Below are 22,032 nucleotides of genomic sequence, written 5' to 3'. Positions count from 1 at the left end.
GGAGGCAAGGCAGGAATTCAGGCCGATTCCATGCAAAGCCACACCGACGGCGGCCGTCGGTCCGTTCCGCTCGGGACGGGGCTCAGTCCCGGGCCAGGCCGAAGCGCGCCCGCAAGCCCGAGCGGTCGTCCGCGGCCACCGCCGCCGCGCCGGCCGTCACCGTCTCGTAGACGGACAGGATGTCCGCGCCGACCGTCGACCAGTCGAAGCGGCGGACGTGGGCGCTGCCGCGCTCGCGCAGTTCCGCGCGGCGCCGCGGGTCCGCGAGAAGGCGCAGCGCAGCCGCGGCCAGCGCGTCCGCGTCCTCGTTGGCGAACAGTTCGCCCGCCGCCCCCTGGTCCAGGACCTGCGCGAAGGCGTCCAGGTCGGACGCGAGCACCGGTGCGCCCGCCGACATCGCCTCGACCAGGATGATCCCGAAGCTCTCGCCGCCGGTGTTGGGGGCCACGTACAGGTCGACGCTGCGCAGGAAACGGGCCTTGTCCTCGTCGCTCACCATGCCGAGGAACTCCACCCGGGAGCGCAGCGGCGCCGGGAGGGACTCCACCGCTTCCTTCTCGTCGCCCCGGCCGGCCACCAGCAGTCGCGTCTGCGGCCGCTCGGCCAGGATCGCGGGCAGCGCCTTCATCAGCACCGGCAGGCCCTTGCGGGGCTCGTCGATACGGCCGACGAAGCCGATGGTGTCGCCCTGCCACTCGGGGTTCGGCTCCGCCTCGGCGAAGAAGTCCACGTCGACCCCGTTGGGGATGACCACCGCGTCCCCGCCCAGGTGCTCCACCAGGGTGCGGCGGGCGTACTCGCTCACCGCGATCCGGGCGCTGATCTTCTCCAGCGCGGCCTGGAGGATCGAGTAGGCGGCGATCATCGCGCGCGAGCGCGGGTTGGACGTGTGGAAGGTGGCGACGATCGGACCCTGCGCCGCCCAGCAGGCCAGCAGGCCCAGCGACGGCGAGGTGGGTTCGTGGATGTGGATCACGTCGAACTCGCCGTCGTGCAGCCAGCGCCGCACCCGGGCCGCCGACAGGAACCCGAAGTTCAGCCGGGCCACCGAGCCGTTGTACGGCACCGGGACCGCGCGGCCGGCGGAGACGACGTAGGGCGGAAGCGGGGTGTCGTCGTCGGCGGGCGCGAGGACGGAGACCTCGTGCCCGAGGCGGATGAAGTACTCGGCGAGATCACGGATGTGGAACTGGACGCCGCCCGGCACGTCCCAGGAGTACGGACAGACGATGCCGATCCTCACGCGGTGCCCTTCTCGGGGGCTGCCGGGGCCCCGGGACCCTTGGCGGGGTCGAGGTCCTTCAGCCACAGGCGCTGAAGCATGTGCCAGTCCTCCGGATGGTCGGCGATGCCCGAGGCGAAGGCGTCTGCCAGCGCCTGTGTCATCACAGACGTCTTCTCGGCCCGGTTGCCTGACTCGGGCACCTCGATCGGGGGGTGCAGGCGGCCCCGCATGACGGGTGAGTCGTCGTACCAGAGCGTCACCGGCAGCAGCAGGGCTCCGGTCTGCTGGGCCAGCAGCGCCGGGCCGGCCGGCATGCGCGCGGTGTCGCCGAAGAAGTCGACCTCGACCCCGGAGGCGGACAGGTCGCGGTCGGCGACCAGGCAGACCAGGCCGCCGTCGCGCAGCCGCCGGGCCAGGGTGCCGAAGGCGGTGCCGCCGCTGTGCGGCAGGACCTCCATGCCGAGGCCCTCGCGGTAGGCGACGAAGCGGTCGTACAGCGACTCCGGCTTGAGACGCTCGGCGACCGTGGTGAACGGGGTCCGGAGCTTCGTGGTGACCCAGGCGCCGGCCAGGTCCCAGTTGGCCAGGTGCGGCAGCGCGAGAACGACGCCCCTGCCGGTCGCGAGGCCGTCCGTCAGATGGTGCAGGTCCTTGGGTTCGAAGCCGTTCTCGACGCGTTCGGCGCTCCAGGCCGGGAGCCGGAAGGACTCCATCCAGTAGCGCAGGTAGGAGCGCATGCCCGCGCGGGACAGTTCCGCGAGGCGCTCGGGGGTCGCGTCCGGCACCACGCGCGCGTAGTTGCTCTCCAGCCGCAGGACACCCTTGCCGCGCCGTTTCCAGGCCAGGTCGGCCACGGTGGTGCCGAGCCGTACCGCCATGGGCTCGGGAAGCCGCTTGACCGTGCTCCAGCCGAGGCCGTACAGCACGTCCGTCAACCGCTCCTGAGCGCTCACTTCGCCGCCTCCCTCCCCTGAGAGGCATTCTGCGCGCTTCTGCCGCCCTTCGCGTTCCCGGCGGCCCCCGGGTTCTGCGGGCCGTCCGGATGCTGCCCTGCGGCGGCCTCCGCCTCCGCGGACTCCCGGCGGACCGTGACGACCCGCTGGATCAGGGTGATCAGGCTGCCCACGGCGACGATCCACAGCGCGATCGGCAGCAGGATCTCGATGCCCGGGACGCCGAAGGCGTGCAGTCCGGCGAGACCGGCCGCGACCAGCGAGATCACGAGCCGCTCGGCGCGTTCGACCAGTCCGTTGACCGCGACGGGCAGACCGATCGACTCGCCGCGGGCCTTGGTGTACGACACCACCTGGCCGCTGGCCAGGCAGAAGATCGCCACGGCGCACAGGGCGAGATCGTCGCCGCCGCCCGCGTACCACAGGGCGAAGCCGCCGAAGATCGCGCCGTCGGCCACCCGGTCCAGGGTGGAGTCCAGGAACGCGCCCCAGCGGCTGGTGCGGCCCAGCTGGCGGGCCATGTTGCCGTCGACGAGGTCCGAGAACACGAACAGTGTGATCACGACCGTGCCCCAGAAGAACTCGCCCCGGGGGTAGAAGGCCAGTGCGCCCGCCATCACACCCGCCGTGCCGATCAGCGTGACCGTGTCGGGACTCACGCCCCGGCGGATGAGAAACGCGGCGAACGGTGTGAGGACACGCGTGAAGAATGCACGCGCGTACTTGTTCAGCATGGCCTTCCCGATGGGTCGCTGTCGCCGGGCGGCCCCTGCTGGCCGTACCGGCTGGCCCATCGTAGCCACGCGTGCGCGTGGGTGACGCCCGGAGGCCCGTCGAGCGGAGATCCGGTCGACGGCCCGCAACCACCGGTGTACGGCGGGTTCGCGTCCTTTGTATGGACGCACCGTGACGAGAGTGGAAAGCTCGAAGGATCGCGGGCGTCGCAGGAGCCGCCTCGCACGCGGGTTCCGCACGTCCGTGCCCACACACCTCACCGTGCACGGGAGGCAAGGCCATGGGCGACAAGGCGAATGCACACCCCGGAGCCGCCGGCAGGGCAGTGGCGGCCGACCATCCCACGTCCGTGCGGAATGTGGTGCTGGTCGGCCACTCCGGATCGGGCAAGACGACGTTGGTGGAAGCTCTCGCGCTGACCGCGGGGGCGGTGAACCGGGCGGGCCGGGTGGAGGACGGCGGCACCGTCTCCGACTACGACGACATCGAGCACCGGCAGCAGCGTTCGGTGCAGCTCTCCCTGGTGCCGGTGGAATGGGACGGCATCAAGATCAACCTTCTCGACACTCCTGGATACGCCGACTTCGTCGGGGAACTGCGGGCCGGTCTGCGAGCGGCGGACGCGGCCCTTTTCGTCGTCTCGGCGTCGGACGGCGTGGACGGCTCGACCCGCATGGTGTGGGAGGAGTGCGCGGCCGTCGGTATGCCGCGGGCCATCGTCGTCACACACCTGGAGGCCGCCCGCGCGGACTTCGACGAGATGACCCGGGTCTGCGCGGAGGCCTTCGGGGCGGACGACCCGGACGCGGTGCTGCCGCTGTACCTGCCGCTGCACGGCGCGCAGGGCCCGGACGGGCACGCGCCGGTGACCGGACTGACCGGCCTGCTCTCCCGCAAGCTGATCGACTACGCCTCCGGTGAGCGCAAGGAGTCCGACCCGGGCGAGGACGAGCTGCCCCTGATCGACGAGGCCCGCAACCGGCTGATCGAGGGGATCATCGCCGAGAGCGAGGACGAGACCCTCATGGACCGGTATCTCGCCGGTGAGCAGGTCGACTTCACGACGCTGGTGGAGGACCTGGAGCGGGCCGTGGCGCGCGGCACGTTCCACCCGGTCCTCGCGGCCGCCCCGGCGACCGACGGCGCCCGGCAGGGCATCGGCACGGTCGAGGTGCTGGAACTGATCACCCGTGGCTTCCCGACCCCGCTGGAGCATCCGGCGCCCAGCGTCACCACGGTCGACGGCAAGCCACGCCGGCTGGAGACCTGCGATCCGGACGGACCGCTGGTCGCCGAGGTCGTACGGACCTCGTCCGACCCGTACGTCGGCCGGGTCTCCCTGGTGCGGGTCTTCTCCGGGACGCTGCGCCCGGACGAGACCGTGCACGTCTCGGGGCACGGGCTGACGGACCGGGGTCACGAGGACCACGACGTCGACGAACGTGTCGGCGCCCTGTCCACGCCGTTCGGCAAACAGCAGCGCCCCGTGTCGCACTGCGTCGCGGGCGACCTCGCGTGCGTCGCGAAACTGAACCGCGCGGAGACCGGCGACACCCTGTCGGCCAAGGACGACCCGCTCCTGATGGAGCCCTGGGACATGCCCGACCCGCTGCTCCCGCTGGCCATCCAGGCGCACAGCAAGCCGGACGAGGACAAGCTCTCGCAGGGCCTGGCCCGGCTGGTCGCCGAGGACCCGACGATGCGGCTCGAACAGAACCAGAACACCCATCAGGTGGTGCTCTGGTGCCTGGGCGAGGCGCACGCCGACGTCGCCCTGGAACGGCTGCGCAGCCGGTACGGCGTCCAGGTCGACGTCGTGCCCCACAAGGTGTCCCTGCGGGAGACCTTCGCGGACCGCTCCGGCGGACGCGGCCGGCACGTGAAGCAGTCCGGCGGGCACGGGCAGTACGCGATCTGCGAGATCGAGGTGGAGCCGCTGCCGGGCGGTTCCGGGATCGAGTTCGTCGACAAGGTCGTCGGCGGCGCCGTACCGCGCCAGTTCATCCCGTCGGTGGAGAAGGGCATACGCGCGCAGGCCGCGAAGGGAGTCGCCGCGGGCCATCCGCTCGTCGACGTCCGCGTGACGCTGCTCGACGGCAAGGCGCACTCCGTGGACTCCTCCGACGCGGCCTTCCAGACGGCCGGCGCGCTCGCGCTGCGGGAGGCCGCGGCCGACGCGAGGATCCATCTCCTGGAACCGGTCGCCGAGGTCAGCGTCCTGGTGGGCGACGACTTCGTGGGCGCGGTGATGAGCGACCTGTCCGGACGGCGCGGCCGGGTGCTGGGCACCGAGCAGGCCGGCGGCGGACGCACCCTGATCCGCGCGGACGTACCGGAGATCGAGATCGGCCGGTACGCCGTCGACCTGCGCTCGCTGTCGCACGGCACGGCGCGCTTCAACCGTCGCTACGCCCGGCACGAACCGATGCCGTCGCAGGTCGCCGAGCGACTGCGGAAGCAGGAGCAGGAGGCCTAGCGCGTTTCGAGAGTCCCGCCCGCCCGAGAGCGCGCAACAGGCGCGGGGCGGCGCGTGTTCGGTGCGCAGGAGCGCGCAAGTGGCTTGCGCGGCAGTCTCCGTGGCGGACCGTGCGCGGCGTCGCCCCGTGTGCCGCCGGACGGCTTTTGCCCCGAGCCCTCGCATGTCGGTGCCTGCGGATACGCTGATGACCTGATCAACAGGTGTGCGCAGCACGGAAGTCGGGAAGGCCGCAGGAGCGACAGTGGCGGCGATCGGGGGCGGGAATGACCGTTGACAGCGGTTACGCGGACATCTTCGGGCCGCAGGTACCGCGCACGGGCGACGAGGGGCAGACGGCGACGTTCGCGCTGGCCTCGGCGGCCTATCGGGACAACGAGGTCGAGGAGATACTCAAGGCCAACAGCGAGTGGCACCAGTCGAAGGTGAACGCCGGCCAGAAGTGGGCGAAGATCTTCCGGCCGAATCTCGGTGAGGCCTTCTCCCGCGCCGTGGTCGACCGCATGCTCGGCTCCGGCCGCAAGCCGCTCATCCAGTCCTTCGGCACCGAGCCGCAGGCGGTCGTCGAGCACTGCCTGGCCGCCAACCGCATCCGCCGCGAGCGCGACAACCTGCTCAGCATCGTGATGGTCGTGTGCGGGCTGCTGTTCCTGCCGGGGCTGCTGGTGTGGCTGCTGGTGTTCACGCTGCGCTCCACCATCGCCAAGCGCGAGGACAAGCGGGCCTCGACGCTCGCGACCACGCTGCTCGTCGCGGTGGGCGCGCTCGCCGTGATCTTCCTGCTCCGGATGCCCTTCACGGGCTTCTGGGCGTGGTACGCGCGCGGGTCGGTGGTCCTGCCGGTGATCGGCTGGTTCTGGGCGAGGCAGATCTGCGAGCGCACCGCGAAGGACCTGCGGGAGCGCTGGGACAGTCTGCTGTCGGGCAGCAGCGTCGGCGCGAAGGTGCCCGAGGCGGTGCCCAGCAGCCCCGGCGAGACCGCTGCCGAGCAGCTGCGCCAGTCCCTGGCCCGGCTCAGCGCGGAGCAGCAGTCGAACTCCGTCTTCTACGCGGGCCCCAAGGGCATACTCGGCATGGGCACCCGCTGGGGCAGCTGGCAGCTCGCCGAGGATCTGAAGCCGGCCGACGCCGACCGGGAGATCCATCCCTTCCGCAGCTGGGACGTCATCCGCTCCATTCACGACCAGTTGCGCATGCTGGAGCGCGGCCCGCTGAACACCGGCGGTTTCCCCAAGCCGTCGATACGCCATTGGATCGTCTCGCCGATCGGGGAGAACGCGGGCGCGGTGTCCCGCCCGGAGGGCACCGACGTCGAGGCGTACCAGGTCAAGTCGCACGCGATACAGGACATCTGCAACAAGCAGCAGTTCGGCAGCGGTGACCGGCACTACCTGGGCGTGCAGTGGACGCTGTGGGACGGGCAGTTGGTCATCACCATGCTGATCACGGTGACCGTGCTGTACGAGACACTGCGCATCGAGGTCACGGGCCACGCGCTCGGGCCCGTGCACTCCTTGTTCACCTCCAAGCCGGAGGCGAAGGAGAAGTCGGTGCAGAAGTCGCTGAAGCGCTGGGAGAACCGGACGGTGAAGCTGCCGCTGGTCGACACCGACGAGGTGGTGCGGCTGGCGGCGCGGGCGCCGCTGACCTGGTATCCCCCGCTGCTGAACTGGCTCGGCGGCACCCTCGCGCTGCCCGAGCCGTTCGGTCTGCGGCATGCCTGGGCCGACAAGCCCTGGCGCCACCGCTTCATGGCGGACGACGCCCTGCGCGCGGCGACACCGGTGCTGCGGGTGGTGCACTCGGCGGCGATCCGGGTGCTGACGGAGAACGGCGTGGACACGGAGAAGTTCGGCACCCGCTCCGCGTTCCTCAGCACGTCCGTGCAGGACGCGTCACCGCGCAAGGCCGACCTGTACGACGCGTAGGCCCGCACTCGCGGGGCGGTGCGGCGGGGACGCCGCACCGCTCACGCCTTCTGCCAGGCCTCCGCCAGCATCTTGCGCGTGTCGGCCAGCAACTGCGGCAGCACACGCGTGTGCCCGACCACGGGCATGAAGTTGGTGTCACCGCCCCAGCGGGGCACGATGTGCTGGTGGAGGTGGGCGGCGATCCCCGCCCCCGCCACCGATCCCTGGTTCATGCCGATGTTGAAGCCCTGCGCCCCGGACGCGGTGCGCAGCGCCGTCATCGCCTGCTTGGTCAGCGCCGCCAGCTCGACCGTCTCGGGCTCGGTCAGATCCGTGTAGTCGGCGACGTGCCGGTACGGCACGACCATGAGGTGGCCGCCGTTGTACGGGTACAGGTTCAGCACGGCGTACACCTGTTCACCGCGCCGGACGACCAATCCGTCCTCGTCGGACTTGGCCGGGATGGAGCAGAAGGGACAGCCGTCGTCGGCCCCCGGACCGGTGGGCTTGTTCTCGCCCTGGATGTAGGCCATCCGGTGGGGCGTCCACAGGCGCTGGAACGCGTCCTGCGTCCCCACTCCGATCTGCTGCTCCGGCTCACTCGTCATGCAGTGCAGCATATGGCTTCGCCCGTTCGGGGCGTGTCGCCGGGGCGGCGGGAAGCCCGTCACCGGTCAAGCTGGGCCGGTGGACGACGACAGCACCGCGGCCCGCTGGGAGCAGCGCACCGAGATCCCCCTCTTCCTCGCGTCGCTGCTCTTCCTGGCCGCCTACGCCACCCGCGTCCTGGCCGTCGGCCTGCCGTCCGGCTGGCGCGACCTGTGCGCGTTCGTGCTGCTGGCCCTGTGGGTGACGTTCGCCCTGGACTACACGGTGCGCTGGCGCCTCAGCGGGCAGCGTTTCCTCCGCTACGCCACCACGCATGTGCTGCACACGGTCGTGGTCGTCCTGCCGCTGCTGCGCCCGCTGCGCATCGTGCCGCTGTACGACGCCGTCCAGCACGGGCGCGGGCAGCCCCGCCTCTCGCTGTACGCGCGCGTGATCGCCTACGCCGGGCTGTCGACCCTGCTGCTCGGCTTCTCCGGCGCTCTCGCCGTCTACCAGCAGGAACGCGATGCGCCGGGCTCCACGATGCACACCTTCGGGGACGCGGTGTGGTGGGCCTGCTCCACGCTGAGCACGGTCGGTTACGGCGACATCGTCCCGGTGACCACGCTCGGCCGGGTGATCGCGACCGCCATGATGGCCGGCGGGCTGGCCCTGCTCGGCGCGGTCACGGGATCGTTCTCGTCCTGGCTCATGCAGACCTTCGCCCGCGAGGGCGACGAAAGGCCCCCGGGAAGGTGATCCTCCCGGGGGCCGTCGTGACGGTGGACGCCTGATCAGACCTGGGTCCGCTCCTCGACCACCTTGGCGATCTTCTCGATGGCCTCGTCGAACGGGATGCCGTTCTCCTGCGAGCCGTCGCGGTAGCGGAAGGAGACGGCGTTGTTGGACAGGTCCTCGTCGCCCGCGATGACCATGAAGGGCACCTTCTGCTTCTGGGCGTTGCGGATCTTCTTCTGCATACGGTCCGAGGAGGAGTCGACCTCGACGCGCAGGCTCTTCTTCCTGGCCGCGGCGGCGAACTTCTCCAGGTGGTCGACGTGGGCGTCGCCGATCGGGATGCCGATCGCCTGGACCGGGGCGAGCCAGGCCGGGAAGGCGCCGGCGTAGTGCTCCAGGAGCACCGCGAAGAACCGCTCGATGGAGCCGAACAGGGCGCGGTGGATCATGACCGGGCGCTGCTTGGTGCCGTCGGCGGCGGTGTACTCCAGGTCGAAGCGCTCCGGCAGGTTGAAGTCGAGCTGGATGGTCGACATCTGCCAGGTGCGGCCGATGGCGTCCTTGGTCTGCACGGAGATCTTCGGGCCGTAGAAGGCGGCGCCGCCCGGGTCGGGCACCAGCGGCAGGCCCTGCTTCTCGGCGACCTGGCGCAGCGTCTCGGTGGCCTCGTCCCAGGCCTCGTCCGAGCCGACGAACTTCTCCGGGTCCTTGGTGGAAAGCTCGAGGTAGAAGTCGGTCAGGCCGTAGTCGCGCAGCAGACCGAGGACGAAGGTGAGCGTCTTGTCCAGTTCCTCGGACATCTGCTCACGGGTGCAGTAGATGTGCGCGTCGTCCTGGGTGAAGCCGCGCGCCCGGGTCAGGCCGTGCACGACGCCGGACTTCTCGTACCGGTACACCGTCCCGAACTCGAACAGGCGCAGCGGCAGTTCGCGGTAGGACCGGCCGCGCGCGTCGAAGATCAGGTTGTGCATCGGGCAGTTCATGGGCTTGAGGTAGTAGTCCACGCCCTCGTCGAGCTGCATGGGCGGGTACATGCCGTCGGCGTACCAGTCCAGGTGGCCCGAGGTCTCGAACAGCTTCCCCTTCGTGGCGTGCGGGGTGTAGACGAACTCGTAGCCCTCCTCCTCGTGGCGGCGCCGCGAGTAGTCCTCCATGACCCGGCGGACGACGCCGCCCTTGGGGTGGAAGACGGCGAGGCCGGAGCCGATCTGCTCCGGGACGGAGAACAGGTCGAGCTCGCTGCCCAGCTTGCGGTGGTCGCGCTTCTCGGCCTCGGCGAGGAAGTCCAGGTACGCCTTCAGCTCGTCCTTGGACGGCCAGGCGGTGCCGTAGATGCGCTGGAGCATCGGGTTCTTCTCGCTGCCGCGCCAGTACGCAGCGGCGTTGCGCATCAGCTTGAACGCCGGGATGAGCCGGGTGGTGGGCAGGTGGGGACCGCGGCAGAGGTCCTTCCAGCACAGCTCGCCGGTCTTGGCGTCCAGGTTGTCGTAGATCGTCAGCTCGCCGGCGCCGACCTCGACGTCCGCGCCGTCGTCGTGCGAGGCGGAGCCCTTGAGGCCGATCAGCTCCAGCTTGTACGGCTCGCCGGCCAGCTCCTCGCGGGCGGCCTCGTCGGTGACGACACGGCGGGAGAAGCGCTGACCGCGCTTCTGGATCTCCTGCATCTTCTTCTCGATGGCCTTGAGATCCTCGGGCGTGAACGGCTTTTCGACGTCGAAGTCGTAGTAGAAGCCGTCCTTGACCGGCGGGCCGATGCCCAGCTTGGCCTCGGGGAAGATCTCCTGCACGGCCTGCGCCATGACGTGGGCGGTGGAGTGGCGCAGGATGTTCAGACCGTCCTCGGAGGAGATCTCGACGCCCTCGACCTCCTCCCCGTCGGAGAGCACGTACGACAGGTCCTTCAGCTCGCCGCCCACGCGCGCGGCGATGATCGAACGCTCGCCCGCGAAGAGGTCGGCGGCCGTCGTGCCCGTCGTCACCGTGCGCTCTTCCCGCTCGGAATCGCGTTGGATGATCACACGGACGTCTGACACCGGTCTCTCCTGACTGAAGGTGGATGCGGCGCCGTACCGAGAGCGCGCGCAATAGGGGATCGTACCGACCCGGGGCCCACCTCCGCGAAATCAGTCCCCGCTGCACGCCTCCTCGAAGAAGTCGAGATTCTCCTGCAGCGACTTCATCAGCCGGTCCCGTTCCGCCTCGTCCACCTGCACCGGTACAACACCAGACGCGCCGGTCAGCCTGCGGAAACCGCCGCGGCTCTCCAGCCGCCCGTGCACCCGCACCGGCAGCCCGACGAGGTGGGCCTGGCCCGCGATGCGGTAGTCCTCCTCGTCCAGGGTCAGCCGGACGTGCGGGATCTCCGCACCGGCGAGCACCCGCAGCCGGACGGTGCCCTCGCCGCGCCGCTCCGACCGGCGCATACGGATCACCTCGCCGGTGACCCGCACCGGTACGGACGGCTCCGTGCGCAGATAGCGGGCCCCGGCCTCGCGCAGCACCGGCAGGTCGCCCGGGGAGAACTCGACCGCCTCGCCGGGCGCGGCACCGCCCACGGGGGCTTCGGCGCCCGGCGCCCACTCGACGGCGACGCGGGCGCCCTCCGTCCCCCGGACCAGGGTGACCAGCGCCTCGGTGAGCTCACGGCTGACCCCCGCCTCCACGGCGGCGTCGAAGGCGTCCATGCCGCCGGTGGCCCGCTGGTAGTCGATGGCCTCACGGGCCGCGTAGAGCGCCTGGTGGAGGCGTACGGCGAGCGGGCGGCCCGTGCCGAGGGGCACGAAGGCGGTGAGGCGGCGGCCGCCGGTCGCGGCGCCGACCAGGACGCTTTCCAGCATCGCGCCGGCCGAGCGCCGGTGGCGGGTGCCGTAGTAGCCGGCACGCGCGCGTGTGGCGAGGGCACCGGCGAGCAGCATCTGGCGGGCGGCGGTGCGCAGCTGTTCCTCGACGGACCAGGACGCCGCCCCGCCCGGTCCCGTGGGCACGTCCCGCCACCAGCGGATCTCGTCGCTGCGCACGGTGAGCCCGACCAGTACCTCGCGCGCGGAGGGCGACGCGCTGCGGGACAGCGCGATCAGCGCCTCCCCGAGCAGGTCGTCGCTGTCGGGGAAGGCGCGGCTCTCCGGCACGAGCAGGCTGGTGGTGTGGCCGGCGGGGCCGGGCGGCGTCCAGCGGCCGTAGCGTCCGGCGGCGCCGCCGCGCCGCTGCCAGCCGTGCCTGCGCAGCAGGGCGCCGAGCACGGCCGGGTCGACCTGGCCGGGCTCGGGCGGCTCGTGCCATGTGCCCTGTGGGTGCGGCCTGACGGGCCCGGCCGCCTCGTCGAGCGGGCGATGCGTCATGGTCTGCCTCCCGTCCCGACCCGCGTCATGATCTCGCACAGCGCCCGGTCGTCGAAGATCCGTGAGGTCGGTATGCGGACGTTGGTCCGGTGCCGGCCGGAGACGGCGTGTCCGGCCAGGTTGATCCAGTAGCAGCAGTGTCTGAGGTCGAGCCGGTCGTGGCTGGCGCGCAGCCAGTCGTCCTGCGACCGCGGGACGAGCATCACGACGAGGATCTTGTGCACCGAGACGGGGGTGCGGGCGAGCTTTCTCAGATGGTCGTTGTCGAGGGTGAAGGAGAAGGAGCGCCCCGGCGGGTTGGGCGCGATCTGGTAGGTGGCCTTGAGCTGCACCTTGATGGTGACCTCGTCGTCGACCGTGTGGCCGGGCGCGCTGTGGCTGACGTGCCAGTCGATCCCGTTGTCCGGAAAGGGCTGGGAGAGGGAGCAGCCCGCGGCGGCGGCGACCGCGTGCAGATAGCCCACCTGCAGTGTCTCCATGCAGGCGGTGGTGGCGAGGGAACCGCGATGAGGGCCCGTGCGTTCGGGCAGCAGCCCGCCCCGCTCGGGCTGCGCTATCGCCATGACCGAGCAGCCTTCCAAGCAAAGTGATGTCCCCGTGCCGGGTCGCTGAACTGCGCGGACCCGTACTTCTGTTGTCTCCCCCCGGCGTACGGCGCAAACAGCCCGGGTATCACCAAACGGGCAGAAGACGGTGCGTCAGCTGCCGTGGGTGAACGAGGAGTTGTGTGCGTATGACGTGCTGGTACGAGGGCCCTCTGGCGGCATTCGACACGGAGACGACAGGCGTGGACGTCGAGACCGACCGGATCGTGTCGGCCGCCCTCGTCGTCCAGGACGCACCCGGCGCGCGGCCCCGGGTGAGTCACTGGCTGGTCAACCCGGGTGTGCCCGTGCCCGCCGCGGCGACCGCGGTGCACGGGCTGACGGAGGATCATCTGGCCCGCCACGGCCGCTGGCCGGCGCCGGTGATGCAGGAGATAGCCGTGGGGCTGGCCGAACAGGCGGCGGCGGGCCGCCCACTGGTGGTGATGAACGCGCCGTTCGACCTGACGCTGCTCGATCGCGAACTGCGGCGGCACCGGGCCTCGTCGCTGGGCCACTGGTTCGAGACGGTGCCGCTGCTGGTGCTCGATCCGCGCGTCCTGGACAAACACCTGGACCGCTACCGCAAGGGCCGCCGCACGCTGACCGATCTGTGCGAGCACTACGGCGTCACTCTGGAGGGCGCGCACGAGGCGTCGGCCGACGCGCTGGCCTCGCTGGAGGTCATCCGGGCCATAGGGCGCCGTTTCCCGTCGCGGCTGGCGCGCCTGACACCGGCCGAACTGCACCCGCTCCAGGCGGTGTGGCACGCGGCACAGGCGCGTGGTCTCCAGGCGTGGTTCGCCCGCAGCGGCAGCGAGGAGGCGGTGGACCCGGCGTGGCCGCTGCGCCCGGATCTGCCGGCGGCGGCATGAGCGGCACAAAAAAGCCGGCCCGCTGTGGCGGACCGGCTTTTCCCGGTGGGCGATACTGGGTTCGAACCAGTGACCTCTTCGGTGTGAACGAAGCGCTCTCCCACTGAGCTAATCGCCCGGGAACGCACTGAACAATACAGGTGTCGGCGGGTTTCCTTCAAACCGCTGCCAGGTACGCGCGCAGTCCGCGTCGTCCGGAACGCATCATCAGCCGGTGGTTGAGCCGGAAGACCGGCCGGCCCGGCACGGCGAACCGCCTGAGCAACGGCTTGCGCACGTCGACCACCTGGTCGTAGCGGACGCGGCAGCCGCGCTCCGCGGGCGCGACCGTCCAGCGGGCGCGTCCCTCGATGTCACCGGACATCCGGACCTCCAGGACGCCGGCGGCCGGATCACGGCTCGCCTCGCGCACGGTGAAGGTCATGTCGTAGGGAAGCAGCGACCGGATCCGGATCAGCCCGGTCGTGTCGTCAACGCGGTGAACCTCGCGCACCTGCGGCCACCAGCGAGGGTAGTCCTCGGGCCGTTCCAGCACCTGGTAGACGGTGGCCGGCGGGGCGGGCAGGGACCACAGGGTGCGGAACCGGTAATGAGTCCAGTCCATGTACGGAGTCTGCCCATACGGGGACATTCCCGCACCGGATCCGAGTACTTTCTGAGTACGCGTACTCATGGCGGCGCGGGTGACGTGCACCACACTCCTGATCGAGCGCCGCCGCCCGTGCGGCGGCGCTCTTGCCGTACGGCCCAGGACGGCATCCGCCGCCGCGCGGGAACTGCCGCGGCACCGGCCTGACGCATCGTCAGCGGTGCCGGTACCGCTCCTCCACGGCGACGGCCGCCGCCGCGACGGCCCCCAGCACGGGAACCGCCAGCGGCGGGACGAACCATCCGGAGCAGGCGACGACGAACAGCCCGCCGACGATCAGGAAGGAACCGGCGGGATCACGGACCGTCCGCCGTCCCGCGCCCGCGAGCAGCGCGCGCCAGCGGGCGTCGGGCGTCCAGGACGCGGCGGCGCGCAGTCCCGCGACACAGGCGCCGATCAGCGCGGTCAGCCCGACGGCCCCGACGAGCGGACCGCCCGGAATCCCCGCCCGCGCGGCCTGGACGTCCACCCATACGGCGACCAGCGCGGCCCAGCCGGCCGCCCCGACCAGCCAGCCTCTGCGCGCCGCGGCCAGGAAGTCGGCGGCGAACTCGCGCCATCCGCCGCCCCGGTGCGCCGCGCGCCTGCGCAGATGCCGGGCGCCTGCCGCGAACGCCGCCGGATACGTGACGACTCCCAGCGAGGCCACCGCGATCCAGACACCGGTGAGCAGGCACTCGGCGAACACCGCGAACCGCTCGGCGAACGGGGACTCGCGGCGGGCCTTGACCCGTGCCTCGGCCATCACCGCGTCACCCCTTCAGACCCGAGGTCGCCATGCCGTCGATCAGATGGCGCTGGAAGGCGAGGAAGAAGAGGAGCACGGGGAGCAGGGCGACCAGGGACATGGCGATCATGCCGCCGTAGTTGGCGACGCCTTCCTGGTCGCGGAACATCATCATGCCGAGGGAGACGGTGTACTTGCCGGGCTCGTTGAGGTAGATCAGCGGGCCCATGAAGTCGTTCCAGGCGTTGATGAAGGTGAAGATCGCGCTGGTGATCAGCGCGGGCCTGCACAGCGGCAGCACGATGGACCAGTAGATCCGCAGGTGTCCGCAGCCGTCGATCCGGGCGGCCTCGTCGAGTTCCCTCGGCAGGTTGCGCATGAACTGCACCATGAGGAAGACGAAGAACGCCTCGGTGGCCAGGAACTTGCCGACCAGCAGCGGCACATAGGTGTTGATCAGTTCCATCTTCTGGAACATCACGTACTGCGGGATCAGCAGCACGTGATACGGCAGCAGCAGGGTGCCGATCATCACGGAGAACATCAGGTTGCGCCCGGCGAACCTGATCCGGGCGAAGGCGTAGGCGGTCAGCGAGCAGGAGACGAGGATGCCCGCGACCGACCCGAGGGCGTAGAACAGGGAGTTCTGGAAGAAGGTCGCGATGGAGATGTCGGCGATGCCGTCGGCGAGGCCCCTGAAGTTGTCGAGGATGGGGCTCGTCGGGAACAGGTCCAGGCCGGCGATGATCTCGCGGCTGGGCTTGAACGAGGCCCCGACGACCCAGACGACCGGGTACAGCACCACGGCGAGGACCAGCAGGGCGCCGGCGTGCCAGACGAGGGAGGCGGCGTGCCCGCGGCCGGGGCCGGGCGCCTTGGTGACGGGCGAGGTCGTGCTCATCGGGCGGCCTCCTCGTAGTGCACCCATCGCTTCTGGGACCAGAAGAGGACCGCCGTCACGAGCGCGACGGCCAGCAGCAGCATCCAGGCCATCGCGGAGGCGAAGCCCATCTGGGCCTCCTTGAAGCCCTTCTGGTACAGGTAGCAGGTGTAGACGAGGGTGGCGTCCGCCGGTCCGCAGCTGCTGTTGGAGACGACGTACGCCGATCCGAAGATCTGGAACGAGTGGATGGTCTCCAGCAGCACGTTGAAGAACAGCACCGGGGAGATCATCGGCAGCGTGATGTTCCAGAACCGCCGCAGCGGCCCCGCGCCGTCCACCGCGGCCGCCTCGTACAGCTCCCTCGGCACCTGCTTGAGCCCGGCCAGGAAGATGACCATGGGCGCCCCGAACTGCCAGACGGTCAGCGCGACCAGGCAGTAGAGGATCCAGTCCGCGTCTCCGACCCAGCCGCCGACATCCGTCCCGAACAACGACTGGGTACGGTCCACGATCGCGTCGTCGGAGAACAGCGCACGCCATACGAAGCCCACCGACACGCTCGCCCCGATCAGCGACGGCGCGTAGAACGCGGCCCGGTAGAACCCCTGCCCGCGGCGGCTCTGCGCGAGCAGCAGAGCCACCCCCAGCGCCAGCAGCAGCTTCAGCGGTGTGCCGATGACCACGTACTTCGCCGTCACCTCCACCGACTTCTGCCAGCGGGGGTCGTCCAGCATCTTCGTGAAGTTGTCGAAGCCGACCCACTCGGGTGAGGTGAAGAGGTTGTAGTCCGTGAACGCGAAATACAGCGAGGCGACCATCGGCCCCGCCGTCAGCAGCAGGAAGCCGGCGATCCACGGCGACATGAACAGATAGCCGGCGGCGTTCTCCCGGCGGCCCCGCCGCCCGGCCCCGGCCGCGGAAGCGGGACGCTTCTCCGGCACGAGCGGCGGGGAGTCGTTGACGATCGTCGTCACTGCCGTTCCCATCAGGCCGCGAGGGCGGTCTCGGCCTCGGAGAAGAACTGCTTCACCGCGTCGGAGACCTTGGTCTTGCCCAGGGCCATGTCGCCCGCGATGCGCAGGAAGGCCGCCTCCACGGTGTCGGCGCCCGCCGGGTGCGGAGTGATGGCGCCGAGCACCCCTGCCTCGGCGACGTCCTTCTCGTACTGCGCGATGGCCTTCTGCGGAGCGTCGGCCGGCTGGTAGGCGTCGAACTGCTCGCTGGTGGCGAGGATTCCGCGGTCGTAGCCCATGATCTTGCCGACCTCGGGGTCGTGCACCATGAAGTCGATGAACTGCGCGACCTCCTCGGGGTGCTCGGTCCGCGCGGAGGCACTCAGCATCAGCGACGAGAGGTACTGGCCGGTCTGCTTGCCGTCGGTGGTCGGGATCGGCGCGAGCCCGTAGGTGCTGTCGCCCTCCGTGGTGTACCGCACCGTGAAGTTGTCCCAGGTGAACTCCGACGCCCCGTCACCGGAGGCCAGCGCCGACTTCGGCTTGATCTGCTCGACCTTCTTGGGGTCGGTGACGATCCCCGCCTTGACGCGGTTGTAGGCGTCGGTCCACCACTCCGTCAGATCGGCCTCGTCGAAGCCGAGTCCGTCGTCGGTGAAGAACGCCTTGCCGTTCTGCCGCAGCCGGAGGTCGTACAGGTACATGATCCCGAAGTAGCCGGTGTCGCCGGCGACCTTCTGCGTGTCGCGGATCTTCTCCAGGGCGGCGAAGTAGTCGTCCCAGGTCCAGCCTTGCGCCGGCTCGACACCGGCCTTTTCGAAGACTTTCTCGTCGATGACGAGTGACATCGTGTTGGAGCCGACGGGAATGCCGAGCTGCTTGCCGTCCACCTGGCCGACCTTCTCGACGCCCGCACGGAAGTTGTCCATGCTCAGATTCCCGGCGTCCACCTGGGACTTGAGGTCGAGCAGCACGCCACGCTTGTCGTACTTGCGGAGAAAGGCGACGGAGTTCTGGAATACATCCGGCGGATTTCCACCGGCCGCCTGCGTCTGGAACTTCTCCCAAAAGGCGACATAATCCTGGAAGTCCGTCTCGACCTTGATCTTCGGGTACTTCTTCTCGAAGAGCGCGATGGTCCGGTTGATGCGCTTGGTCCGCTCCTCGGCACCCCACCACGCGTAACGGATCGTCACCGTCCCGTCGGCCGACGCACCTCCGTCACCACCGCAACCCGTCGTCGCGGCCAGCCCGAGCGCGGCCGCGGAGGCCCCGGCCGCTTTCAGGATCGTGCGCCTCTCGACATTTCCGCTGCCCACGGCCAGGCCCCTCCTCATGAATTCGCCAATGGTTCATGAATCGATTCAAGTAAGCGCTTTCCGGCACAACGTACGGAGGGGTCGGGGGTGCGTCAATGATTCGGACAGGAATTTCTCGGCACGCGATCCGGTGATCCACCGGGCCCGCGCACCCGTCGACCGGACGGACGAGCCGACTCCGCAGGTGGGGTGGTCACGTTCGGCCGATCGGGTGGTGGGCGGGGTGCCGTACGGATGTGGCGTGAGGCTGAAATCCGCCGGAGGGGACATGGACCCTCGGGAGGGCGGCCGGGGCTCGGGACTCCAGGAGGGCGGCCAGGGCTCCGGGGCCTCAGGAGGGCGGCCGGGACTCCGGGACGGAGGGTTCCGGCGCCCCCGAGAGCGGGCGTGCACGTGGCCGTGGTCAGCACCGCCGCGACGGCGAACCTGGCCGCACACGACGGCGGCCCACCTGCTGTCTCGCAGGTGGGCCGCCGTGCCGGGTGGGCGATACTGGGTTCGAACCAGTGACCTCTTCGGTGTGAACGAAGCGCTCTCCCACTGAGCTAATCGCCCGGACGCAGGAAGAACATTACCCCATGTCAGGGGGTGCCCGTGACCGCTGTCAGCGGGTCCGATCGCCCTTCCCGCGGGCCGTTCGCGGGCCGGTGGATCACTGGTTCTCGATCTTCCACGGCATCACGAGGCCGAACTTCCACAGGTACACGGCGAGAAGCGCGCCCACGATCACGAGCCCGATCGACGTCAGGATGATGTTGCGGCGCCGCACCTTGGGATCGAGGGCCCGCTGGGCCGCCTCGGTGACCTTGCGCTTGGTCCAGCGCAGAACCAACTGCGCCCAGACGAACTCGGTCGCCCAGATCGCCATGCCGCCGAAGATCACGACCCAGCCCGGCCCCGGCAGAGGCAGCATCACGATGCCGGTGGCCACCACCGCCAGACCCACCAGGAAGACGCCGACCTGCCAGCTCACATGCAGCAGGCGCCGCGCCTTGATGAATTCCGGTGCCCGGGAACCGAGCGCGCGCTCGGCCGGCTCGCCGCCCGTCGTCGTGTGGTTCATCGCCACGGCTACCTCGCCAGGCTTGTCACTCCCCGTGTTCATACGGCCAAACCCTACCGGACCGAATCCAGTCACCGAAATGGGCGCATCTGGCGAACAGGTTCTCGGCCGGAAGAGTTACGTAAACACACGCAAAACACTCAGAGGGGTTTACAACGGCACCGTAGGTGGCATGTCGATTTCGCCGACGTGCGAATCCCCGAGCGCACACTGAGCGAAAGGCCCTGGCGCTTATGAACACCACGGTCAGCTGCGAGCTGCACCTGCGCCTCGTTGTGTCGAGCGAGTCCTCCCTGCCTGTCCCCGCAGGCCTGCGGTACGACACGGCCGACCCCTACGCCGTGCACGCCACCTTCCACACCGGAGCCGAGGAGACCGTCGAGTGGGTGTTCGCCCGCGACCTCCTCGCCGAGGGGCTTCACCGTCCCACCGGCACCGGCGACGTCCGTGTCTGGCCGTCGCGCAGTCATGGTCAGGGCGTTGTCTGCATCGCCCTGAGCTCCCCGGAGGGGGAGGCGTTGCTCGAGGCCCCGGCGCGGGCCCTGGAGTCGTTTCTGAAGCGAACCGACGCCGCCGTGCCACCCGGCACCGAGCACCGGCATTTCGATCTGGATCAGGAGCTCTCGCACATCCTGGCGGAAAGCTAGGCGAAGCCCCACTGAGCTGCCCGGCGCCGTCCACTCGGGGAGACGGCTCGGGCCACAACCGCATACGGCACACACCGACACCGCCGCCGTGACACCAGGGGGCGGTGTCGGTGCGCCCGTTTCCGGCGCGGGGCACCGGGGCCGGGACGGCGCTCCCCGCCGCGTGGTGGGGCGCGGTTCCGGTGGGCCACCGGTGGGCCACGGACCGACGGAGCCGCCGTGGGGTGGGCTGCGCTGTCCACGCCGGCACCCGCGTCGAGGCGTGCAACCACACCCGTGTGAGGGCGCGCAAGTCCACGACCGCACCCGCGTGGGGCCCGTACGGCCATGCCTGCACGCGCGTGGTGGGCTGCCCCTTCGCGGGCGGTGCTCGCACCCGCGCGGCGGCCCCGCCGCTGCGCCCCCGGCACCCACCGCCGCCCCTCGTGCCCGCCTCCCGCCGCCACGCACCGCCACGAACCGGCACATAACAGCACGCGGGATCGTCACAGACCGTCACACGCCGCTGACTGCCCTCACCCGTTCCGCCGCCCCGTGGCCGTGACGCCCACGGCTGCACCCGCCGCCCGGCCGTGGCGCCGCGGCTCGGCATCACCCCCTCCGCGGCACAGGACACGCGAACCGCCACCCCTCGACCGACGGTGACGGCTCCTGCGTCGGATGTGACCGGGGAGGGCGAACTCCGTCCCTCCACGCACCCGCCGTCACCATCCGCACCCGCTCGGGAACCGCAGGATGGCGGGTCGGCGTTCTAAGGGCAGGTGGATTCGGTCGGCCCGCGGCAGTGGGCGCGGTTCCGCGAGCCACTACCATCGGCCAGCATCGGCGGGCGCTCGCCCGACCCCCAGGCCAGGGAGCGAAACGTGCTGATCACCCACGACACCCGGTGCGCGCTCGACACTGTGGTCGATCTGGTGAACACCGCCCCGGAGGACGACACGACTCCGGACGGGCTGCCGGACGTCGCGGCTCTCGCGGACTTCGTGCGCGGCCACAAGATCAGCGATGTCGGAGTCCTCTCCGAGTTCGACCTCGCGGCGGTGCGCAAGATCCGGAGCCGGTTCGCCGCGATCTTCGCGGCGCAGGACGGCCGGATCGCGGCCGGAATGATCAACGATCTGGTGGCCGCGGCCGGCACCACACCCCGGCTGACGGACCACGACGGCTACGACTGGCATGTCCACTACTTCGCCCCGGGCGCCTCGGTCGCCGATCATCTGGCGGCGGACTGCGGGATGGCGCTGGCCTTCTTCGTGGTCGCCGGGGAGCGCGAGCGGCTGCGGCGCTGCGAGGCTCCGGACTGCCGACACGCCTTCGTCGATCTCTCCCGCAACCGCTCCCGTCGCTACTGCGACAGCCGCACCTGTGGAAACCGCTTGCACGTCGCCGCGTACCGAGCCCGGCGCAAGGAAGCGGCCGGCTGACCAGGGGCCGAGTCGTACGGCAGGAGGACGCGTGAGCCGTCGATCGCGGCTCGGGCGGACACCGGTGTCGACGCGGTGCCCGGCGGGTGGCGCCGGGGACCGCGCGTACGGCTCAGAGCAGCAGCAGGTCGTGCAACGCAGCCATGAGCAGCAGACACCCGATCACCGCAAGGAAGATCATCAGCGGTGGCTGGGAAAGGGCGAAGAGGCACCCGCGCGGCTCGTCCTGAGGTGGCGCGGCATCGCTCTGTTTCGTGTCCAGCATCTCGTCGCGATGATGGCGCAGCGAGGGGCCACTACGCGATCAACACGCACGGAAACTCCGGGAGTTCGCCGAATCCCGTGATCTTGTGCACGAAGAGTGTCGCAGACCGCACGGCCGGCGACCGGTCGCGATCCCCTTGTTCGTGCCGGCCGGCTACGGCCAGGCTCATATGCCGTGCTTCTTCAGGATGGCCTCGATGTCGCTGAAGTCGTCCCCTGAATCACCGGCCCGTGATCCCGTGGAGGGCTTGGACCGGGTCGGGTCCGTGCCCCGCTTGGCCGCACCCAGGGAGGGCGCCGAGGCCTGCGGTGCCACCACGTCCGGCTGGGCGGCGGTGGCCCCCTTGCGCCTGCCGCGGCGGCGCTCGATCGCGCGCGTCCCGGCGAACAGCAGCCAGGCACCGCCGAGCACTCCGAAGCCGGCCCAGGCCACAGGGCTGAACGCGGTGTCGGCGGCCCACTCCACGAATCCGGTCATCACCAGACCGAGGGGGACGAGGGCGTAGGCGGCGATCCGGGCAGCCGTGAGGAAACGCTTGCGGAACGCCGTCACGGCGGCGATGCCCAGGCCGGCCGCGGCGACGGCGGAACAGACGGTTTCGGCAATCATCCGGTCCTCCATGCGGGCTCGGTCGGGCAAGGCGCTTTTGCCCCTTCCATCCTGCACCCCCCGCACCCCCG

The 22,032-nt window shown here is 70.5% G+C and carries 21 protein-coding genes and 2 tRNA genes; 6 read left to right on the top strand and 17 right to left on the bottom strand.

Annotated features, from left to right (window positions below; translation table 11 throughout):
• Positions 1-82: 82 nt before the first annotated feature.
• Genes DN051_RS31090 through pgsA form a run of 3 tightly spaced genes read right to left on the bottom strand, consistent with a single transcriptional unit; the run spans position 83 to position 2,972 of the window.
• Positions 83-1,243, bottom strand: coding sequence for a glycosyltransferase family 4 protein (locus DN051_RS31090; protein ID WP_053759818.1), 1,161 nt, complete (start codon positions 1,241-1,243; stop codon positions 83-85).
• Positions 1,240-2,178, bottom strand: a complete 939-nt coding sequence (locus DN051_RS31085; protein WP_053759817.1) for a phosphatidylinositol mannoside acyltransferase — start codon at positions 2,176-2,178, stop codon at positions 1,240-1,242. The genes DN051_RS31090 and DN051_RS31085 overlap by 4 nt, the downstream gene beginning before the upstream one ends.
• Complete coding sequence (gene pgsA, locus DN051_RS31080) at positions 2,175-2,972, bottom strand: phosphatidylinositol phosphate synthase (RefSeq protein WP_381282254.1); 798 nt, start codon at positions 2,970-2,972, stop codon at positions 2,175-2,177. Before pgsA ends, DN051_RS31085 begins: the two co-directional genes overlap by 4 nt.
• A gap of 221 nt (positions 2,973-3,193) precedes the next feature.
• Here pgsA and DN051_RS31075 point away from each other — a divergent pair, with 221 nt between their 5' ends.
• Together DN051_RS31075 and DN051_RS31070 are read left to right on the top strand one after the other, a co-directional pair.
• Positions 3,194-5,389, top strand: a complete 2,196-nt coding sequence (locus DN051_RS31075) for an elongation factor G-like protein EF-G2 (RefSeq protein ID WP_053759815.1) — start codon at positions 3,194-3,196, stop codon at positions 5,387-5,389.
• A gap of 266 nt (positions 5,390-5,655) precedes the next feature.
• Entirely contained in the window at positions 5,656-7,317 is a 1,662-nt protein-coding gene (locus DN051_RS31070) for a hypothetical protein (RefSeq protein WP_112440049.1), read from the top strand.
• A 41-nt stretch (positions 7,318-7,358) separates the two neighbouring features.
• On the opposite strand, the gene DN051_RS31065 is transcribed toward DN051_RS31070, so the two are convergent.
• Positions 7,359-7,919 carry an HIT family protein gene (locus tag DN051_RS31065; RefSeq protein WP_053759813.1) on the bottom strand — a complete coding sequence of 187 codons (561 nt, stop codon included), beginning with the start codon at positions 7,917-7,919 and terminating at the stop codon, positions 7,359-7,361.
• A gap of 67 nt (positions 7,920-7,986) precedes the next feature.
• Between DN051_RS31065 and DN051_RS31060 the strand changes: the two genes are divergently transcribed.
• On the top strand, positions 7,987-8,646 hold the full coding sequence (locus DN051_RS31060; protein ID WP_112440048.1) for a potassium channel family protein: 660 nt from the start codon (positions 7,987-7,989) through the stop codon (positions 8,644-8,646).
• A gap of 35 nt (positions 8,647-8,681) precedes the next feature.
• On the opposite strand, the gene thrS is transcribed toward DN051_RS31060, so the two are convergent.
• The 3 genes from thrS to DN051_RS31045 all read right to left on the bottom strand — a co-directional run bounded on the left by thrS (position 8,682) and on the right by DN051_RS31045 (position 12,526).
• The gene (gene thrS, locus DN051_RS31055) at positions 8,682-10,658 is read right to left on the bottom strand and encodes a threonine--tRNA ligase (RefSeq protein ID WP_053759811.1); all 1,977 of its coding nucleotides are present in this window, start codon (positions 10,656-10,658) and stop codon (positions 8,682-8,684) included.
• Positions 10,659-10,748: 90 nt separating this feature from the next.
• Positions 10,749-11,963: a hypothetical protein gene (locus tag DN051_RS31050; protein WP_112440046.1), complete on the bottom strand. Its 1,215-nt coding sequence runs from the start codon at positions 11,961-11,963 to the stop codon at positions 10,749-10,751.
• Positions 11,960-12,526 carry a DUF4365 domain-containing protein gene (locus tag DN051_RS31045; RefSeq protein ID WP_053759809.1) on the bottom strand — a complete coding sequence of 189 codons (567 nt, stop codon included), beginning with the start codon at positions 12,524-12,526 and terminating at the stop codon, positions 11,960-11,962. Before DN051_RS31045 ends, DN051_RS31050 begins: the two co-directional genes overlap by 4 nt.
• 170 nt (positions 12,527-12,696) lie before the next feature.
• On the opposite strand from DN051_RS31045, the gene DN051_RS31040 reads away from it, so the two are divergent.
• Entirely contained in the window at positions 12,697-13,422 is a 726-nt protein-coding gene (locus tag DN051_RS31040) for a 3'-5' exonuclease (RefSeq protein WP_053759808.1), read from the top strand.
• A 46-nt stretch (positions 13,423-13,468) separates the two neighbouring features.
• On the opposite strand, the gene DN051_RS31035 is transcribed toward DN051_RS31040, so the two are convergent.
• The 8 genes from DN051_RS31035 to DN051_RS31000 form a co-directional block, all read right to left on the bottom strand.
• Positions 13,469-13,540 (bottom strand) — tRNA-Val (locus tag DN051_RS31035).
• Positions 13,541-13,579: 39 nt separating this feature from the next.
• Positions 13,580-14,026, bottom strand: coding sequence for an SRPBCC family protein (locus DN051_RS31030; protein WP_053759807.1), 447 nt, complete (start codon positions 14,024-14,026; stop codon positions 13,580-13,582).
• A gap of 199 nt (positions 14,027-14,225) precedes the next feature.
• Positions 14,226-14,816: a hypothetical protein gene (locus DN051_RS31025; RefSeq protein ID WP_053759806.1), complete on the bottom strand. Its 591-nt coding sequence runs from the start codon at positions 14,814-14,816 to the stop codon at positions 14,226-14,228.
• 7 nt (positions 14,817-14,823) lie between these two features.
• Entirely contained in the window at positions 14,824-15,699 is an 876-nt protein-coding gene (locus DN051_RS31020) for a carbohydrate ABC transporter permease (protein WP_053759805.1), read from the bottom strand.
• A complete protein-coding gene (locus tag DN051_RS31015) occupies positions 15,696-16,667 on the bottom strand; it encodes a carbohydrate ABC transporter permease (protein ID WP_053759804.1) in 972 nt (323 codons plus the stop codon). Before DN051_RS31015 ends, DN051_RS31020 begins: the two co-directional genes overlap by 4 nt.
• The gene (locus DN051_RS31010; RefSeq protein WP_425471683.1) at positions 16,667-17,971 is read right to left on the bottom strand and encodes an ABC transporter substrate-binding protein; all 1,305 of its coding nucleotides are present in this window, start codon (positions 17,969-17,971) and stop codon (positions 16,667-16,669) included. The genes DN051_RS31015 and DN051_RS31010 overlap by 1 nt, the downstream gene beginning before the upstream one ends.
• Positions 17,972-18,436: 465 nt before the next feature.
• A tRNA-Val gene (locus DN051_RS31005) sits at positions 18,437-18,508 on the bottom strand.
• A 97-nt stretch (positions 18,509-18,605) separates the two neighbouring features.
• Positions 18,606-19,058 carry a TIGR02611 family protein gene (locus tag DN051_RS31000; RefSeq protein ID WP_053759802.1) on the bottom strand — a complete coding sequence of 151 codons (453 nt, stop codon included), beginning with the start codon at positions 19,056-19,058 and terminating at the stop codon, positions 18,606-18,608.
• 191 nt (positions 19,059-19,249) lie between these two features.
• Here DN051_RS31000 and DN051_RS30995 point away from each other — a divergent pair, with 191 nt between their 5' ends.
• Together DN051_RS30995 and DN051_RS30990 are read left to right on the top strand one after the other, a co-directional pair.
• Entirely contained in the window at positions 19,250-19,663 is a 414-nt protein-coding gene (locus DN051_RS30995; protein WP_004002642.1) for an SsgA family sporulation/cell division regulator, read from the top strand.
• Between the two features lie 863 nt (positions 19,664-20,526).
• Positions 20,527-21,087 carry a CGNR zinc finger domain-containing protein gene (locus DN051_RS30990; RefSeq protein WP_053759801.1) on the top strand — a complete coding sequence of 187 codons (561 nt, stop codon included), beginning with the start codon at positions 20,527-20,529 and terminating at the stop codon, positions 21,085-21,087.
• Positions 21,088-21,199: 112 nt separating this feature from the next.
• Here the strand turns inward: DN051_RS30990 and DN051_RS45940 are convergent, their stop codons facing one another.
• Both DN051_RS45940 and DN051_RS30985 read right to left on the bottom strand, forming a co-directional pair.
• Complete coding sequence (locus tag DN051_RS45940; protein ID WP_199314715.1) at positions 21,200-21,352, bottom strand: hypothetical protein; 153 nt, start codon at positions 21,350-21,352, stop codon at positions 21,200-21,202.
• A gap of 165 nt (positions 21,353-21,517) precedes the next feature.
• Complete coding sequence (locus DN051_RS30985; protein ID WP_053759945.1) at positions 21,518-21,961, bottom strand: hypothetical protein; 444 nt, start codon at positions 21,959-21,961, stop codon at positions 21,518-21,520.
• Positions 21,962-22,032 lie beyond the last annotated feature (71 nt).

Source organism: Streptomyces cadmiisoli (assembly GCF_003261055.1).
Classification (GTDB): domain Bacteria; phylum Actinomycetota; class Actinomycetes; order Streptomycetales; family Streptomycetaceae; genus Streptomyces; species Streptomyces cadmiisoli.
Note: the sequence above shows the minus strand (reverse complement) of the source record. Positions and strands in the feature narration are given on the sequence as shown.

Excerpts from the sequence above, each read along its gene's own strand:
- DN051_RS31010 (WP_425471683.1), bottom strand. The coding sequence starts at position 17,971 with ATGAGGAGGGGCCTGGCCGTGGGCAGCGGAAATGTCGAGAGGCGCACG.
- DN051_RS31070 (WP_112440049.1), top strand. The coding sequence starts at position 5,656 with ATGACCGTTGACAGCGGTTACGCGGACATCTTCGGGCCGCAGGTACCG.
- DN051_RS31045 (WP_053759809.1), bottom strand. The coding sequence starts at position 12,526 with ATGGCGATAGCGCAGCCCGAGCGGGGCGGGCTGCTGCCCGAACGCACG.
- DN051_RS30985 (WP_053759945.1), bottom strand. The coding sequence starts at position 21,961 with ATGATTGCCGAAACCGTCTGTTCCGCCGTCGCCGCGGCCGGCCTGGGC.
- DN051_RS31075 (WP_053759815.1), top strand. The coding sequence starts at position 3,194 with ATGGGCGACAAGGCGAATGCACACCCCGGAGCCGCCGGCAGGGCAGTG.
- pgsA (WP_381282254.1), bottom strand. The coding sequence starts at position 2,972 with ATGGGCCAGCCGGTACGGCCAGCAGGGGCCGCCCGGCGACAGCGACCC.
- DN051_RS30995 (WP_004002642.1), top strand. The coding sequence starts at position 19,250 with ATGAACACCACGGTCAGCTGCGAGCTGCACCTGCGCCTCGTTGTGTCG.
- DN051_RS31050 (WP_112440046.1), bottom strand. The coding sequence starts at position 11,963 with ATGACGCATCGCCCGCTCGACGAGGCGGCCGGGCCCGTCAGGCCGCAC.
- DN051_RS31000 (WP_053759802.1), bottom strand. The coding sequence starts at position 19,058 with ATGAACACGGGGAGTGACAAGCCTGGCGAGGTAGCCGTGGCGATGAAC.
- DN051_RS31025 (WP_053759806.1), bottom strand. The coding sequence starts at position 14,816 with ATGGCCGAGGCACGGGTCAAGGCCCGCCGCGAGTCCCCGTTCGCCGAG.
- DN051_RS31040 (WP_053759808.1), top strand. The coding sequence starts at position 12,697 with ATGACGTGCTGGTACGAGGGCCCTCTGGCGGCATTCGACACGGAGACG.
- DN051_RS31015 (WP_053759804.1), bottom strand. The coding sequence starts at position 16,667 with ATGGGAACGGCAGTGACGACGATCGTCAACGACTCCCCGCCGCTCGTG.
- DN051_RS31030 (WP_053759807.1), bottom strand. The coding sequence starts at position 14,026 with ATGGACTGGACTCATTACCGGTTCCGCACCCTGTGGTCCCTGCCCGCC.
- DN051_RS31065 (WP_053759813.1), bottom strand. The coding sequence starts at position 7,919 with ATGCTGCACTGCATGACGAGTGAGCCGGAGCAGCAGATCGGAGTGGGG.
- DN051_RS45940 (WP_199314715.1), bottom strand. The coding sequence starts at position 21,352 with ATGCTGGACACGAAACAGAGCGATGCCGCGCCACCTCAGGACGAGCCG.
- DN051_RS31020 (WP_053759805.1), bottom strand. The coding sequence starts at position 15,699 with ATGAGCACGACCTCGCCCGTCACCAAGGCGCCCGGCCCCGGCCGCGGG.